Below are 16,032 nucleotides of genomic sequence, written 5' to 3' on the forward strand. Positions count from 1 at the left end.
CGAATGACCAATATTGCAGCCTTCCTCTATCTTGTCTCCGGCGTCCTGTTCATTCTGGCGCTTCGCGGGCTCTCGCATCCGGCCACCAGCCGCAAGGGCAATCTCTACGGCATGATCGGCATGGGGATCGCCATTCTCACGACGCTGGTGCTGGCGACGCCGAATTTTGGCGGCTTTGTGCTCATCATTCTCGGCCTTGCCATCGGTGGCAGCGCTGGTGCCTATATCGCCCGCACTATTGCGATGACCTCGATGCCGCAGCTTGTTGCCGGTTTCCACTCGCTGGTGGGCCTCGCCGCAGTTCTCGTTGCCGCATCGGCACTCTATACGCCGGGCTCTTTCGGCATTGGCGAGATTGGCCAGATCCACACTGAAGCCCGTATCGAAATGGCGATCGGTGTGGCGATTGGTGCGCTGACCTTCACCGGCTCGATCATCGCCTTCCTGAAGCTCGACGGGCGCATGTCCGGCAAGCCGATCCTGCTGCCCTTCCGTCATGTGATCAACATCGCTCTGCTTGCCCTGATCGTGCTCTTCATCGTCGGGCTGGCGGTGACGGAAAGCCATTTCGATTTCTGGGCCGTCGTCGCTTTGTCGCTGGCTCTCGGCGTGCTGCTCATCGTGCCGATTGGTGGCGCCGACATGCCGGTTGTCGTATCCATGCTCAACTCTTACTCGGGCTGGGCTGCTGCCGGCATCGGCTTCACGCTCGGCAATCTGGCGCTCATTATCACCGGCGCACTGGTCGGTTCTTCGGGCGCGATCCTGTCCTACATCATGTGCAAGGGCATGAATCGCTCTTTCATCTCCGTCATCCTGGGCGGTTTTGGTGGGGAGACGGGCGGCAATGCGGCGGATAATTCGGACAAGACCGTCAAGCTTGGTTCGGCAGAGGACGCTGCCTACCTGATGGCAAACGCTTCCAAGGTCATCATCGTGCCGGGATATGGCATGGCCGTGGCGCAGGCGCAGCATGCATTGCGCGAGTTGGTCGACAATCTCAAGAAGAACGGTGTGGAAGTGAAATACGCGATCCACCCGGTCGCCGGGCGCATGCCGGGCCATATGAACGTGCTGCTTGCCGAGGCCAATGTGCCCTATGACGAGGTCTTCGAGCTTGAGGATATCAACTCGGAATTTGCCCAGGCCGATGTTGCCTATGTCATCGGCGCCAACGACGTCACCAATCCGGCGGCGCGCGACGACAAGTCGTCGCCGATCTACGGCATGCCGATCCTCGACGTCGACAAGGCCAAAACCTGCCTGTTCGTGAAACGTTCGCTCGGCTCGGGCTACGCCGGCATCGACAATACTCTGTTCTACAAGGACAGCACGATGATGCTGCTTGGAGACGCCAAGAAGGTGACCGAAGAGATCAACAAGTCAATCGCTCACTAACCGAAAGGCCCGCTTCGTCAGGCTTTTCTTCCATTGCGGCCAACTGTCAGATTTCGCCCGGCACCAGCGTCATCTTCTCGACGCCGACGGCAAGGTTGAGACCCTCTTGCGCCTGCAGGTTCAGCGGTTGCAGCATAAAGGCCTTGTCCGTGCCGCCGGCAATGACTTTGGCACCTGCGCCGGCGCCGAGGCTGGCGTCCGCGCCGACGCCGTAATATTCGCCGGCGAGTGCAAAATCAGGCATATTGGTGCCGGTCTTGGCGAGCACCTGCCAGATCATCACGCTCTTGCCGGTCTGGCCGATATCAATGCCGAATTTCTCGATCTTGCCGGCATAAACCGCCTTCGGGCCACCGGACGCAGGCGTATAGGTGCAGATCAGATTCTTTTCAGACGTAACGATCAACCCCTGTCCACCATCCGATCCGCAGACGAGCCGGCCAAGCGATATATAATCGGCTGCAGCGGCCGGGCCGGCCCAGGCTGCGGCCGAGACGACTGCCGCGGCAATCATGGTTTGCTTGAACATGGTCCTTCTCCTTTTGAACGACCTGTTCGAAACGGGCGGTTGCAGTGATTGTTCCGGTGGCGCTACTCCCGCGCCATCGTCCCACGCTGGGCGGTGAGGATCCAGACGAGACCTTCCGGGCGGAAGTCGACATCAACCTTGCCCCGGAAAGCGGATGCGGCATGTGCCTTGATGACGGTGGTGCCAAAACCGGTGCGCGAAGGCGGACTGACTGGCGGGCCGCCACTTTCAGTCCAGGTCAGACGTAGCATGTTGTCCTCCGCCGGCTGCCATTCGAAGCGCACACGGCCCTGTGGCACGGAGAGCGCCCCGTATTTCACCGAATTGGTGGCGAGTTCATGCAGTGCCAGGCCGAGATTCTGCACGGCATCAGGCTTGAGGACGAAATCCTTGCCCTCAATTTCTACCTGCTCGCGTGCCTGCGGAAAGGCCTGGAGATGAATATCGATGACGCGATGCAGCGAGACGCCGGACCATTGCTCGCCCGTCAGAAGCTCGATCGAGCGCACGAGCCCTTCAAGGCGGTGAGCGACGGCCAGCCGGAATGTCTCAACGCTGTCGGCCTGCTTGGAGAGCTGCCGCATCATTGCGAGAACAAGCGTCAGCAGGTTCTTGGTGCGATGAACCAGCTCATGCATGACGAAGCGCAGCCGGTCTTCGCTCTGGCTACGGTCGAAAGAGGCATTGGAAAGCGCAATCGCCACTTGGTTGGCCTCGATGACGCTGGTTTCGACGGGAGACACGATATGGCCTTCGCCGAGCCGGTTCGCCATGTCGGCTATTTCACGGATTGTCGAGCGGACTTGCCGGGCAACGGCATAAGTGGCAAGCACGGCAACGAGCAACAGCACGAGGCCGCCGATCAACAGGAAGCGCCAGGTGCTGAGGATGGGTGCCTGGGCGGTGGCGATCGGCCCCCATACCACGGTTTTCCAGGACCAGCCGGGGATCTGCGCATAGCCCAACAGGGCATGCGGGAGGATGTCGCTGTCTTCGAAAACGCCGCTGGAAGCGACGAGCGAAGGCAGGATGCGTGGGTCGAAGGGTTCGCCGGGTTGCAGATTGGCGGGGCCGCGGCTCGCGACAACATGGCCACCCTGGTCGATAACCGCCGCAGACCAGCCGGAGGCAAGACCCTCTGTCGTGACAAGTTTGGCAAGGTCGTTGGCATTCTGGGTGATGATCAATGCGGCGACAGGACCTTCGTCGCGCGGCAGAGCGACGTTATAGACCCACATGCCGCTCGTTGCGCCCATAAAGACGTCGGAGGCTTCGATCCGGCCGGATTTCATCGCGGCCTCAAAAGCCGCGATGTTCGTTATCTTGCCGAGTGGCGTGCCGAAGGGGCGACGAGTATTCAAAAATTGCTGTCCGGCCCTGTCGACGGCGATCACGTAGAGAGTATCGCCCCGCAGTGCCGTTTCCGTACGGTTGTAGAAAGACTCATAGTCGCCGCTCTCCAGCTCCGGCGAGGAGGACAGCAGCCGCAAAGTCGTCGCCATATCCTGAAGCTGGCGGTCGATGGTGCGTGAGAGGGCGAGCGCATCCTGCGCGGTTTCGCGCTTGAGCGTAGACCGCTGGTTGTCTTCCAGCTGCATGAGAAGAAGGGCAACGAAGGCGAAGATCGGCAGCGCAATCGCCACTGCCATGGCGATGAGATATGTTCCGATGGAAGCTTTCGGAAAAAGACGCGCAGCGAACCTCATCGGTGCCGCCCGCGAACTGCCGGGGCTGGATGCTGGGAAAACTCGGTTTCGCAGAGTCCAACGAAAGCAAGAATCCGCATTGCTCGCAAACGCCCCTCACATCCGTACCGCCCAATAGCTCGCTATCAAAGCAGGGTCATGTTAGGGGGCGGGACATTTGGTTGCAACCTACTAAAATAGTCAGGTGCAAAATCGTCAATTTTTTGAACGACTATTCTGCGTCGGTGAAGCGCTGCAACCGGAAGGGCAAGAGGCTTTCGTCACTCTTGCCTGACAGAAGCTCGTGGCTAGCAGGCCGGCGCCGACGATGATCGCAAGCGGTTTCGCAATCATCGTCGTCATCTCTTCGGGTATCTGTCAGCCGGCAGTGCCGCCGACGCGGGCAAGTCCATCCCGGGCCGGCTGGTATTTGGGATCGAGGCTAACAGCGTGGCGGTAGGAGCGGGTGGCCTTGTCCTTCTCGCCGCGGCGCTCGTAGACGAGAGCCTGGTTCGCCCAGGATTCGGCGAGGTTGCCGTTGAGCTCGATCGCGTGGTTGAAGTCGGCGAATGCGTTGTCGTTGTCGTTCAGCGCGATGTAGGAAATGCCGCGGCCGTTATAGGGCTCGGGCGAGTTCGGCGACAGCGAGATCGCCTTCGAGAAGTCGTCGATCGCCTTATCCTGCTGATTGCGCTTCTGATAGATCAGGCCGCGATTGTGATAGGCGCGACCATCGGTGGTGCCGAGCTGAATCGCTCTTGAGAAATCATTGAAGGCCTGATCGTCCTGACCGGCCATGCGGTAGACATTGCCGCGACCGATATAGGCGACGTCGTAGCTCGGATTGATCTGCAGGGCGGCGTTGTAATCGGCGATCGCCTGCGGCTGCTGGCCCATGTTGCGGTAGACCAGCGCGCGGTTGGCGTAGGCCTGGAAGAAGCGCGGGTTGATCTGCAGCGCGGTGTTGAAGTCGTCGAGCGCCTTGCGGAATTCACCGCCGCGACCATAAGCTGAACCGCGGACATTGTAGCCTTCCGGATCGCGCGGATTGGCGTTGATGACGGCCGTCAGCGATGCGATGTTCTCTTGCGAGCCCTGCGCCTTGTCAATGCGGATCACAGCGTCCGACGTGTTAGTCGTTTCGCAACCGGCGAGGCCCAGCGCTGCGGCAAGTGCCAGCGAGGCGAGCACGACCGATTTCTGCGAACGCAACGAGCGGGACGGATTGAAGGTTATGACAGCCATTCGGGCTCGCTTTCCCCATGCAGCATATCCAGCAAGGCGGATATGTAATCTTCAGCAGAAATTAAAAAGGCGGCGGCGAAACCTATCGCCCCCGCCACACATGCACCTGAAAACGTCGAAAAAACGACGGCACCGCCTTAGCGTGCTGCAACCAGACCTTCGCGCTGAGCGCGCTTGCGGGCCAGCTTGCGGACACGACGGACAGCCTCGGCCTTTTCGCGCGCACGCTTCTGCGAAGGCTTTTCGTAGTAGTCGCGCATCTTCATTTCGCGAAAAATGCCTTCGCGCTGCATCTTCTTCTTGAGAGCGCGGAGAGCCTGGTCAACATTGTTATCGCGGACAAGTACCTGCACGAGAATCACGTTCCTTTGGTTGGTTGATGCCGAAAGGCGGCGCAGCGCCTGGGGCAAAAAAATAACGTTCGCGCGGCCGCAGCCTTGCGATTGGTGTGCGAAATATCAGATCGACGGAATGAAGTCCAGACGGGATATGCGATCAGGCGGAAAAATCGCCCATGCCCTACACGGAGCTAGGAGCGTGCCTTCTCGGGCTTCGTTTCGTCCAGAGCAGCGATCGCTTCCTTCAGCGCGGCGATGACACGGGAGCGGTCCGCCGGCTCAAGCCGAGCCGTGTCCAGATGCAGGTCCAGTCCGGCCAGATGTTCGCTGAGAACGCGGCTCTTGTGATCGGCGCCGAGCATCAGCCCGTCCACGGCGTAGGGTACGATCTCCCGCTGGATGCCCTTCATGGTGATCGGCGGCAAAGGATGGGCATCGACGATATCCTTCACCAGTGCGTAGGTTTCATAGCTGATGACGATTTCACCGCCCTGGGCGATCGATTGCAGGCGCGCGGCGAGATTCGCTTCGGCACCGATGATCGTATAGTCCATACGGTCGCTGCTGCCGAAATTGCCGACGTTGCAATAGCCGCTATTGATCCCCATGCGCACCACGAAAGGCTCTTCCGTGCCGTTCCGGCGCCATCTCTCCTTCAGTTCGCCGAGTCGGCGCTGCATGTCGACGGCCATGCGCAGGCAAGCTTTGGCATCTTCTTCCGGCCCTCTGGTTTCGGGATCGCCGAAGAAGACCAGCATGGCATCGCCGATGAACTTGTCCACCGTGCCGCCGTGTTTGAGCGCGATCGTGGACATTTCGGTCAGATATTCGTTCAGCATTTCCGTCAGCGCCTCCGGCTGAAGACGCTCGGTCGTGGCGGTGAAATCCTTGATGTCGGAGAAGAAGATCGTCAGTCGCTTTCGCTCCGTGTGGACTACCACATCCTTCTGGCCGCTGAAGATGCTCTTGTAGATCTGCGGCGACAGATAGCGGGAAATTTTCAGGGAGACGCTGGCGAGGAACTCGTTCGCCGCTTCAAGATCGCGGTTGGCACTGTGGATGACGCGCGTCTGCTGGCGCTGCAGAACAATGAAGCTGATGCCGATGATGGCGACGAAGAAGAAATAGCAGAGCAGGTATTTGAAGGCGAGAACATTGCTTGCATAGGGCTGGCGGATGATGACCTCCTGAATGCCGCGCACATCGCCTACCTTCCAATCCTTCTTTGGACTTTCGGGATGAGTGTTGTGACAGGCGACGCAAGCCTGGCCCATGATCACGGGGGTGATGAGCCGCAACGTATCGGTGAATCCGACGCGGGTGAGGTCAGTCAGTGTCTGGCTGGAATTGGCGCGCAGGGATGCGAGTGATGCCGTTTCGAAATTGTCGAGATCATGAGGCGCGCGATTCTTGAAGGGCAGATCGGAGAGGAAGCGATAGGTGATGTTGGCCTGCTGCTCCCTAATGACGTCGCCGAGTTCCAGCGAAAGCGTGGCGGGTAGTGGGATGGCACCTGGAATATTAGCGTAGTTGTGTGAGACGACCGTGCCGCTGACGTCGCCCGCCTGATGGGCAGCGAGCACCCTGCCGACGACATTCGCTGAATAATAGGAGCGTATGCTGGTGACGAGCGAACTCATGTCCCGCGCCTGCCGGCGCAGCGCATTTTCGGAGAGGTCGCTGATATCAAGCCAAACGGCGAGCGGCAGCCCGGCCAGCATCGCCAGAACGACGGCGATCAGCCAATAGCCGCTTCTGCGGGCGGCAGAGGCCGAGTTTTCCGTAGTTCTTGCCGTGGTCTCTCCTTGCGGATCTGCCATGGCTCATCCCCTCGACAATAATCGAATTGTTAAATCCCCGAATACACAAAAACATTTCGTCGCAGGCGCGGCAAGGCCAACGCTTAAAGGTCGGGCCGAAAGCGAGGACGGATCTCGAAGTAATTCCATGCTGTGTTGCCGCTGCACCTCGGCGAAAATACTTGGTCGGTGCCGACAGCAGGATACTGCATTGCCGACCGTTTTGTTTTTCAGCTTGTGAGCATGAGCGAATGGTCTTTGGCATTAAAGAGGCGTAGCCTGCTTGCTGCGGGTCGGCTCCCGGAGCCGGCTCGAGGGGAGGTCCGGAACGCATGACGCGATTGCAGCAGATCGGTGTGCTGATCGGCCTGACCATTGTGGCTGCGCTTACGCTGTTCCGGGCAAGCGATCCGCCTGTGCTGAAGCGGATCCGCGATGTCACCTTCGATGAGTATCAGCGCCTCGTGCCGCGCAGCTTTGAAGCGATGCCGGTTCGAGTGGTCGATATCGACGAAGCTTCCCTGCGGGAGTTCGGTCAGTGGCCATGGCCGCGCGACAAGCTGGCCACGCTGGTCGACCGTCTTTCCGACATGGGAGCGGCAGCCATCGCCTTCGACGTCATCTTCGCCGAGTCGGACCGGATGTCGCCGCGCAATGTAATTCAGGAGGTCGAGGGCATCGATCCATCGCTTGCGGCGCAATTGCCTGACAATGACGAGATATTCGCGCAGTCGATAAAGGGAAAGCCAGTCGTTCTCGGCTTCGGGCTCTCCAATGAAGGCAGCTACAAGCCGCAAGTGAAGGCCGGCTTTGCCTTTACCGGCGAAAGTCCGCTGACCGCACCTCCGCATCTCAGCGCTTCTACGCCGCTCCGGCCGGGGCTGGAGGCGAATGCCGCGGGCCTTGGCCATGTCAGTCTCAATCCCGGCAGTCCTTCATCAGTTGTTCGCGCGGTGCCGCTGTTCCTCAGCGATGGTGGACAGTTTTATCCCAATCTTGCGATCGAAGCGTTGCGGGTCGCGCAGGGCGCCTCAACCTATGTGCTGGCCGGCGCGCCGGATCGGGCAGGGATTATCACTTCGGCGAAGATCGGCGATTTCATCGTTCCGCTGACGGCCGCCGGAGAGATCTGGCTTTATGTGACGCCGAACCGGGCAGAGCGTTATGTCTCAGCCGGAAAGGTCCTTGCTGCTGGCGGAGTGGCCCCCGATGTCGTGGCCCAAATCGACGGCAGCATCATTTTCATCGGCACCTCGGCTGTCGGGCTGCAGGACATTCGCACGACAGCGCTCGGAGAAAATGTGCCGGGTGTTTCGCTGCAGGCGCAGACCGTCGAGCAGATCCTTTCGGGCCGCTACCTGTCGCGGCCGGACTGGGCTGACGGACTGGAAATTCTTGCGATCGCCGTGCTTGGCATCTTTCTCGTCATTATTACGACATTCGTCAGTCCGGCCATGGCGCTGGTCTGCGGCCTGGCGATCACCGCGATGGCGCTTGCCGCTTCGTGGTCCAGCTTTCTTTATGCCGGTTTGCTGTTCGATCCGCTGGCGCCGATCATCAGCGGCTCCATCACGCATTTTGCGGCAACGTCGTTCCGCATCCTCGTCATCGACAGGGAGCGACGGGAGGTGCGGCGCGCCTTCGGCCATTACCTCTCTCCTTCGCTGCTGCATCGTATAGAGCATACGCCCGATGCGCTGAAGCTCGGCGGGGACGAGCGCGAGCTCACCATGATGTTCGTCGATGTGCGCAATTTCACTGAGATCAGCGAGAGGCTGACGCCGACCGCCGTCGTCCAGTTTCTCAATACGCTGCTCGATGCGCTGAGCCGTCATGTTGTCGGGAATGAGGGAACCCTCGACAAATTCATCGGCGATTCCATCATGGCATTCTGGAATGCGCCGGTCGATGTTTCGGATCATGCGGCAAAGGCGCTGCGAGCGGCGCTCGCCATGCGGGAGACACTCGCCGAGCTCAACGCAAGCGACGCTTTCGGTTTCGGCAGCGCTCAGCAGGTCAGGATCGGCATCGGCATCCACACCGGCCCGGCCTGTGTCGGCAATATGGGGGCGAAGACACGCTTCAACTATTCGGCGGTGGGCGATGCCGTGAACGTCGCCGCGCGCATCGAATCCTGCTGCAAGGATGTCGGTTTTGATATCCTGATCTCCGACAGCACGGCGCGGGCGCAAAGCGGGGCGGCGCTCTTGGAGGCAGGAGCTATTCCGCTCAAAGGAAAGAGCAGCCGGACGCGGATCTTCGCCGTGGTCGGCGACGAGAGGGTCGCTGTCTCACCGGAATTCGGCGCCTTGCATCTCGTCCACGAGAAGGTAATGGGCGCCTTGCGCGAGCATTCGAGGAACAGCCGCAAGCTGATCGGTGCGGCAAAGCTCGCTGGGGTAAAGGTCCTTGCAGGCCTCACGGAATTCTACGAGCGGATATCGGCGAGAAACGACCATTTTCAGGAGAATATCGGTCTGCCGGAAAAGCAGACCATCGAATAATCAGTCACCGGTTGCGGCTCCAGCCGCCGTTCCAGTCCCGGTGTCCGTTTCCGCCCCAGCCATGATTCCGATCACGATGCTGGTCTCTTCCCGCACTCTGCTGATTATCAACGGCGTGGTTTTCATCGCCGCTTCTTTCCTGTCTGCTCGGCGTATCCGGGTTGCTGTCTGTCCTTTCCGTGCGGCTTGGTCGGTCAGAGGCATCATGTCTGTCCGCATGATCGGATCTTTCGTGCCGACCCGGTCTTCCATGATCGTCATCGTGGTCATCGTTATCGTGCCTGTCCTTCCAGCCATGCTCGTCATGTTCGTGGTGCCAGTCGTCCCTGTCATGATGCGGTTTGTCGTGATGCGGTTTTTCCGGCCGCTGCTTCTGCGGTTCCTCCTGCTTCTGCGGTTGCGAAGGAGGCGCGGGATTCGGAGTGCGCTGCCGGAGTTCCTGACGAAGTCGGTCTTTCCGCTCGGGCACAACCGAAGCCATTCGGCAACCGCCGAGCAGGCCGAGGCCGCCCGTTAAACTCTGATTGCCGGAAAGGAAGGGGAGGGCGCGCTGGTTGCCAAGTCTCTGCAGCACGCTGCTGTTGACAGGTTGCGCATCTGTCATGTTGCCGTTTGGCCGCGCGATGACGCAATCACACCGCTGCTGCAATTGCCGACAGCCGCCCGGACCGCAGAAGCTGGCCGCGCCATTCAACAGCACAACTGCGGTTGTGCCGTCGGGGCCGACATAGAAATCGAAGGCGGTACCGCGCACGCCGATCGTGCCGGCCGGCGTCTGTATCCGGTAGGCCGAGGATTTCGAATTGCCGCTGACCCAGCGGAATGTGCCTTTAGCCACCTTGATCGAGAGGCGTTTGACGGAGTCGGAATCATCGAAGACATATTTGTCGATGACAACGGACGAGCCCCAGCCGACGGCAAGCTTGGTGCCGTCACGGAATATGAACTGGCCGAGCCCCGATTGCGAGGTGCGGATACGCTCGTCGCGGTGGACCTCGTCATTGACGATAATGGGACCGGCTTGTCCCGTCACTTCAGTTTTGATGAGAGTTGCCTGGCCGACGGGCTCAGCCGCGTGTGCGGGCCATGCGCCTGAAAGCGCGAAGCAGCAGCTCGCGATCCATATGCTACGCCAACTCGACATCTAACACCCCATATATGGGAATATTAGCATCTCCCGTATGGCTGTTCTGCCTGCCCTGATGGGTGAGAAAAGGATTATGCCGCATCTGCGAAGGTGCAATAGAGGCCGATGGAGGCTGCGTGCCTCCCGCCGTGTCAAAACAAACGCTCTTTCACGTCGCAAAAGAACCGTTGTGCCGCAATTCGATTTGCGATTTGTATGGCCACGACGAAAATGCCTTTGCCTGAAGGAGATGATGGCGGATGCGGAAATATTCGGTTTTTGCCGTAGCGCGGGAGGCTCTGCGTGGGCACAGGGGCTGGGAAAAGCAGTGGACTTCGCCGGAGCCGCGATCCGAATACGACGTGATCATCATCGGCGGCGGTGGGCACGGACTAGGCGCAGCCTATTACCTCGCCAAGGAGCATGGCATCACCAATGTGGCGGTCTTGGAAAAGGGCTGGCTTGGTGGCGGCAACACCGGCCGCAACACCACGATCATCCGCTCCAACTATCTCTATGAAGAGAGCATGCACATTTACGAGCACTCGATGAAGCTCTGGGAAGGGCTGTCGCAGGAACTCAACTACAATGTCATGTATTCGCCGCGCGGCGTGATGATGCTGTCGCACAATGTGCACGACATGCAGAGCTTCAAGCGGCATATCCATGCCAACCGGCTTTACGGCATCGACAATGAATGGCTGACGCCGGAACAGGCCAAGGCCTATTGTCCGCCGCTCGATATTTCGGCGACGGCACGCTACCCGATCAACGGGGCTGCCTTGCAGCGTCGTGGGGGTACGGCGCGTCACGATGCGGTTGCCTGGGGCTATGCGCGTGCAGCGTCCGACCGCGGCGTGCACATCATCCAGAATTGCGAAGTCACCGGCATTCGCCGCGGTCCTGATGGTCGCGTCACCGGCGTCGAGACCAATAAGGGCTTCATTGGCGCGAAGAAGATTGGCGTGTCGGCTGCCGGCCACACGACCACAGTCATGAAGATGGCGGATGTGCGCGTGCCGCTGCAATCGAGCCCGCTACAGGCGCTGGTTTCCGAGCCGCTGAAGCCGATTTTCCCCTGCGTCGTCATGTCGAACACGGTGCACGCCTACATCTCGCAGTCCGATAAGGGAGAACTCGTCATCGGTGCGGGCACGGACCAGTATAATTCCTACTCCCAGACCGGCGGCCTGCAGATCATCACGCATACGCTCGACGCCATCTGCGAGCTCTTCCCGATGTTCCGCCGCGTGAAGATGATGCGCCAGTGGGGCGGTATCGTCGACAACACGCCGGACCGGTCAGCTATCCAGTCGAAGACGCCGGTTCCCGGGCTCTACGTCAATTGCGGCTGGGGTACTGGCGGCTTCAAGGCGACACCCGGTTCGGCCAATCTCTTTGCCCATCTGATTGCCCGCGACGAGCCGCACAAGTTCAATGCAGGACTGACGCTGGAGCGGTTCCGCTCTGGCCGGCTGATCGACGAGGCGGCCGCTGCCGCCGTTGCGCACTGACACGAGGACAAACATGCTGCTGATCTATTGCCCTTACTGTCAGGAAGAGCGCTCGGAGCTCGAATTCCGGGGTGCCGGCGACGCCCATATCGCCCGGCCGACCAATATTGCTTCGATCTCGGATGAAGAGTTCGAGGAATATTTCTTCCTGCGCGATAACCCGAAAGGCCTGATTTTCGAACGCTGGCGCCACATGCATGGCTGCGGGCGCTTTTTCAATGCGGCACGCGATACCGTGAGCGACAAGTTCATCATGACCTACAAGGCCGGCGAACCGAAGCCTGATATCGGCGCTGCGGCGGAACCGCATGCGCCGGTCGAGACCTATGAAGCTGTTGAAGGAGAGGCGCAATGAGCGGCGCGAACCGTATCGTCGGCAAGGGCCGGCTGACGCCCGCAAGGACTGCGCGTTTCACCTTCGACGGCAGGAGCTATACGGCGCTCGAAGGCGATACCGTTGCCTCGGCCTTGATTGCCCATGGTGTGCACCTTGTCGGGCGTTCGTTCAAATATCATCGCGCGCGCGGCATTCTTTCGGCGGGCGCCGAGGAGCCGAATGCGCTGATCGACGTTGCTCGCGACAGCGCTCGCAAGCAGCCGAATGTGCGGGCAACCGTGCAGGAAGTCTTCGACGGCATGATCGTGAAGTCGCAGAACCGTTGGCCGTCGCTTTCCTTCGATGTCGGTGCGGTCAACAACCTGTTTTCGCCCTTCTTTGCGGCGGGTTTCTACTACAAGACGTTCATGTGGCCGCGGGCCGCGTGGAAGCGCGTATACGAGCCGATGATCCGTCGTGCTGCGGGTCTTGGAGTCGCTCCGACGGAAGACGATCCCGACCACTATGCCAGCCGTTATGCCCATTGCGACGTATTGGTCGTCGGTGCCGGTATTGCCGGTCTTTCGGCGGCATTGGCTGCTGCGGAAGCCGGAGCAAAAATCATCCTCTGCGATGAGCAGGCCGAAGCCGGCGGCGCGTTGCGCTTCGATGCCGGCGTGAAAGTGGATGGGATCGATGGCTATGCCTGGGTGCAGAGAACCCTTGCGCGCCTGAAGGCCATGGAGAACGTGGAGCTCCTGACCCGCACCACGGCCTTCGGCTACTACAACCATAATTTCGTCGGTCTCGTCGAACGCGTCACGGATCATATCGCCCGCCCCGACCGCGATCTGCCGCGCGAGCGGCTGTGGCAGGTCCGCGCCAAGCGCGTCATCCTGGCGACGGGTGCTATCGAGCGGCACATGGTGTTTCCGAACAACGACCGTCCCGGCATCATGCTCGCTTCGGCCGGGCGGATGTATCTCAATCATTATGGCGTTGCGGTCGGCCAAACGGTCGGCATCTATACGGCCCATGACTCTGCCTACGAGGCTGCTTTCGACCTGAAGCGGGCGGGTGTTTCGATTGCCGCGATCGTCGATGTCAGGCAGGCGCCGGGTGCCGCAGTATTGGCCGAAGCCCGTACGCTCGGCATCGATGTTTTGGCCGGTCAGTCGGTCGTCAATACGTCGGGTGCGCTTCGCATCTCGTCTATGACGGTCGCGCGCAATGGCGGCGGTTCGGCGCGCAAGATCAGCGTCGATGCGCTGCTTGTCTGCGCCGGCTGGACACCCTCCGTACATCTCTTCTCGCAGTCGCGTGGCAAGGTCGCCTTCGATGCCGAAACGCAGCGTTTCCTGCCCGGCACCTATGCGCAGGATTGCCTTTCCGTCGGCGCCTGCAACGGTACGGATGGTCTGCAGCAGACCGTCGAGGAATCGCTTGCCGCCGGTGAACTGATGGCGCAGGCCGTCGGCAAAAAGGCAGGCAGAAAGATCAGCGTTTCCGTCGAGCAGGCGTTCGACTGGACGGGTGGCATGATTGGTGCTGCCGAAGGGGCCGGACCGGAGACGAACGCCAAGGCGTTCATCGACTTCCAGCATGATGTCTGTGCCAAGGATATCCGCCTCGCTGTGCGCGAAGGTATGCATTCGATCGAGCACATCAAGCGCTTCACGACGAACGGCATGGCCTCCGACCAGGGCAAGCTATCCAACATGCATGGTCTGGCGATTGCCGCCGAAACACTCGGCAAGGATATTCCGCAGGTCGGCCTCACCACCTTCCGCGCGCCCTATACGCCGGTGACTTATGGTGCACTGATCGCGCATTCGCGTGGGTCGCTGTTTGACCCTACGCGCAAGACTCCGCTGCATGGCTGGGAAGAAGCCAAGGGCGCAGTCTTCGAGGATGTCGGCAACTGGAAGCGCGCCTGGTTCTATCCGCGTTCCGGCGAGACGATGCATCAGGCGGTTGCCCGCGAATGCCGGACTGCGCGCGAGGTCGCTGGTATCTTCGATGCCTCGACGCTCGGCAAGATCGAAGTCGTCGGGCCGGATGCCGCCGAATTCATGAACCTCATGTACACCAATGCCTGGGACACCCTGAAACCTGGCAAATGCCGATACGGCATCATGCTGCGCGAGGACGGCTTCGTTTATGACGACGGCGTCGTTGGTCGTCTCGCCGATGACCGTTTCCATGTGACGACGACGACCGGTGGGGCACCGCGCGTTCTCAATCACATGGAAGACTATCTGCAGACGGAATTCCCGCATCTGAAGGTGTGGTTGACCTCTGTCACCGAGCAATGGGCTGTTATCGCTGTCCAAGGGCCGAAGGCGCGCGAGATCGTCGCACCGCTGGTTGAAGGGCTCGATATTTCCAACGAGGCCTTCCCGCATATGAGTGTGGCGGAGTGCAAGGTGGCAGGCGTTCCGGCACGTCTCTTCCGTGTCTCCTTCACCGGTGAAACGGGCTTCGAAATCAATGTGCCCGCCGATTACGGCCAGTCGGTGCTGGAAGCGGTTTGGGCCAATGCGGAGCCGCTCGGCGCCTGCGTCTACGGCACGGAGACCATGCATGTGCTTCGCGCGGAAAAGGGCTATATCATCGTCGGCCAAGATACTGACGGTACGGTGACGCCTGATGACGCCGGGCTCTCCTGGGCGGTTTCCAAGAAGAAGACTGATTTTGTCGGTATTCGCGGGCTGAAGCGACCCGATCTCGTCAAGGAAGGCCGCAAGCAACTCGTCGGTCTTGCGACGAAGGATGCGAAGCTGGTGCTGGAGGAGGGGGCGCAGATTGTTGCCAACCCGAACCAGCCGAAACCGATGAAGATGCTCGGCCACGTAACATCGGCCTACTGGTCTGAAAATTGCGGTCGTTCGATTGCTTTTGCGCTGATCGAAGGCGGTCGCAATCTCGTGGGTGAAACGCTCTATGTGCCAATGCCGGATCGGACCATTCCGGTCGAGGTGACCGATCTGGTGTTCTTTGACAAGGAAGGAGGCCGTATCCATGGCTGAGGTCGCAATTCGCAAGCCGGCTCTCTCCGGTCTCCTTGCCGGTTCGGCGACGGTGCGCCTGACGGTGGCGCCGGTCGCAAGCCGCCTTTCGCTGCGTGCGCCGGCCGAATCCGTATCCGCACTATCTTCTGCGCTGGGGGTGACCCTGCCGACAGCACCCAAGACCTCCGGCAGTGCCGGAGGGCGTTCGGCATTCTGGCTGGGACCGGACGAATGGCTCGTTATTGACGAGGCTGGTTCAGATCTTCTGTCGCTTCTTTCTGGCGCGGACGCTCTTCACTCGGCGGTCGATGTTTCTCACCGCAATGTGGGTATTACTGTTTCAGGACCGGGTGCGGAGGTGACGCTGTCGGCGGGCTGCCCGCAGGATCTCTCTCTGGAGACTTTTCCGGTGGGTGCTTGCTCGCGGACAATCTTCGGCAAGGCCGAAATCGTGCTCTTCCGCACCGAGGAGGATACGTTCCGGGTGGAATGCTGGCGGTCGTTTTCGGATTATGTCTTCGGCCTGCTCGCCGAAGGCGCCGAGGACGCGAGCCATTAAGGTCCGCA

General features: G+C 60.3%; 12 protein-coding genes. 6 read left to right on the forward strand and 6 right to left on the reverse strand.

The features are described from left to right. The first annotated feature begins 3 nt into the window (after positions 1-3). Entirely contained in the window at positions 4-1,398 is a 1,395-nt protein-coding gene (locus tag FHT78_RS21940) for an NAD(P)(+) transhydrogenase (Re/Si-specific) subunit beta (protein WP_183748605.1), read from the forward strand. A gap of 46 nt (positions 1,399-1,444) precedes the next feature. Here FHT78_RS21940 and FHT78_RS21945 read toward each other — a convergent pair whose 3' ends face one another. The 5 genes from FHT78_RS21945 to FHT78_RS21965 form a co-directional block, all read right to left on the reverse strand. Next, on the reverse strand, positions 1,445-1,927 hold the full coding sequence (locus FHT78_RS21945; RefSeq protein ID WP_183748606.1) for a DUF992 domain-containing protein: 483 nt from the start codon (positions 1,925-1,927) through the stop codon (positions 1,445-1,447). 62 nt (positions 1,928-1,989) lie between these two features. Then, entirely contained in the window at positions 1,990-3,633 is a 1,644-nt protein-coding gene (locus tag FHT78_RS21950; RefSeq protein ID WP_183748608.1) for a sensor histidine kinase, read from the reverse strand. Between the two features lie 357 nt (positions 3,634-3,990). Further along, positions 3,991-4,857, reverse strand: a complete 867-nt coding sequence (locus tag FHT78_RS21955) for a tetratricopeptide repeat protein (RefSeq protein ID WP_183748610.1) — start codon at positions 4,855-4,857, stop codon at positions 3,991-3,993. A 137-nt stretch (positions 4,858-4,994) separates the two neighbouring features. Continuing rightward, positions 4,995-5,210 carry a 30S ribosomal protein S21 gene (rpsU, locus tag FHT78_RS29425; protein WP_003542939.1) on the reverse strand — a complete coding sequence of 72 codons (216 nt, stop codon included), beginning with the start codon at positions 5,208-5,210 and terminating at the stop codon, positions 4,995-4,997. Between the two features lie 176 nt (positions 5,211-5,386). Next, positions 5,387-7,015 (reverse strand): adenylate/guanylate cyclase domain-containing protein, encoded by a 1,629-nt coding sequence (locus FHT78_RS21965; protein WP_183748612.1) that lies wholly within the window; start codon positions 7,013-7,015, stop codon positions 5,387-5,389. Between the two features lie 311 nt (positions 7,016-7,326). Here FHT78_RS21965 and FHT78_RS21970 point away from each other — a divergent pair, with 311 nt between their 5' ends. Next, positions 7,327-9,498: an adenylate/guanylate cyclase domain-containing protein gene (locus FHT78_RS21970; protein WP_183748614.1), complete on the forward strand. Its 2,172-nt coding sequence runs from the start codon at positions 7,327-7,329 to the stop codon at positions 9,496-9,498. Between the two features lie 4 nt (positions 9,499-9,502). Here the strand turns inward: FHT78_RS21970 and FHT78_RS21975 are convergent, their stop codons facing one another. After that, entirely contained in the window at positions 9,503-10,642 is a 1,140-nt protein-coding gene (locus tag FHT78_RS21975; protein ID WP_183748616.1) for a FecR domain-containing protein, read from the reverse strand. A gap of 242 nt (positions 10,643-10,884) precedes the next feature. On the opposite strand from FHT78_RS21975, the gene FHT78_RS21980 reads away from it, so the two are divergent. From FHT78_RS21980 to FHT78_RS21995, 4 genes are read left to right on the forward strand one after another with little or no spacing between them, the layout of a single operon-like run. After that, on the forward strand, positions 10,885-12,138 hold the full coding sequence (locus tag FHT78_RS21980; RefSeq protein ID WP_183748618.1) for a sarcosine oxidase subunit beta family protein: 1,254 nt from the start codon (positions 10,885-10,887) through the stop codon (positions 12,136-12,138). 13 nt (positions 12,139-12,151) lie between these two features. After that, the gene (locus FHT78_RS21985) at positions 12,152-12,493 is read left to right on the forward strand and encodes a sarcosine oxidase subunit delta (protein WP_183748619.1); all 342 of its coding nucleotides are present in this window, start codon (positions 12,152-12,154) and stop codon (positions 12,491-12,493) included. Beyond that, positions 12,490-15,483, forward strand: a complete 2,994-nt coding sequence (locus tag FHT78_RS21990; protein WP_183748620.1) for a sarcosine oxidase subunit alpha — start codon at positions 12,490-12,492, stop codon at positions 15,481-15,483. The genes FHT78_RS21985 and FHT78_RS21990 overlap by 4 nt, the downstream gene beginning before the upstream one ends. After that, positions 15,476-16,024, forward strand: a complete 549-nt coding sequence (locus FHT78_RS21995; RefSeq protein WP_183748621.1) for a sarcosine oxidase subunit gamma — start codon at positions 15,476-15,478, stop codon at positions 16,022-16,024. The genes FHT78_RS21990 and FHT78_RS21995 overlap by 8 nt, the downstream gene beginning before the upstream one ends. The last annotated feature ends 8 nt before the right edge of the window (positions 16,025-16,032 follow it).

Origin of the sequence: Rhizobium sp. BK196, from assembly GCF_014193255.1 — a bacterium.
Classification (GTDB): domain Bacteria; phylum Pseudomonadota; class Alphaproteobacteria; order Rhizobiales; family Rhizobiaceae; genus Rhizobium.

Coding starts and splice junctions, on each gene's coding strand:
- FHT78_RS21940 (WP_183748605.1), top strand. CDS start 4: ATGACCAATATTGCAGCCTTCCTCTATCTTGTCTCCGGCGTCCTGTTC.
- FHT78_RS21945 (WP_183748606.1), bottom strand. CDS start 1,927: ATGTTCAAGCAAACCATGATTGCCGCGGCAGTCGTCTCGGCCGCAGCC.
- FHT78_RS21950 (WP_183748608.1), bottom strand. CDS start 3,633: ATGAGGTTCGCTGCGCGTCTTTTTCCGAAAGCTTCCATCGGAACATAT.
- FHT78_RS21955 (WP_183748610.1), bottom strand. CDS start 4,857: ATGGCTGTCATAACCTTCAATCCGTCCCGCTCGTTGCGTTCGCAGAAA.
- FHT78_RS21965 (WP_183748612.1), bottom strand. CDS start 7,015: ATGGCAGATCCGCAAGGAGAGACCACGGCAAGAACTACGGAAAACTCG.
- FHT78_RS21970 (WP_183748614.1), top strand. CDS start 7,327: ATGACGCGATTGCAGCAGATCGGTGTGCTGATCGGCCTGACCATTGTG.
- FHT78_RS21975 (WP_183748616.1), bottom strand. CDS start 10,642: ATGTCGAGTTGGCGTAGCATATGGATCGCGAGCTGCTGCTTCGCGCTT.
- FHT78_RS21980 (WP_183748618.1), top strand. CDS start 10,885: ATGCGGAAATATTCGGTTTTTGCCGTAGCGCGGGAGGCTCTGCGTGGG.
- FHT78_RS21985 (WP_183748619.1), top strand. CDS start 12,152: ATGCTGCTGATCTATTGCCCTTACTGTCAGGAAGAGCGCTCGGAGCTC.
- FHT78_RS21990 (WP_183748620.1), top strand. CDS start 12,490: ATGAGCGGCGCGAACCGTATCGTCGGCAAGGGCCGGCTGACGCCCGCA.
- FHT78_RS21995 (WP_183748621.1), top strand. CDS start 15,476: ATGGCTGAGGTCGCAATTCGCAAGCCGGCTCTCTCCGGTCTCCTTGCC.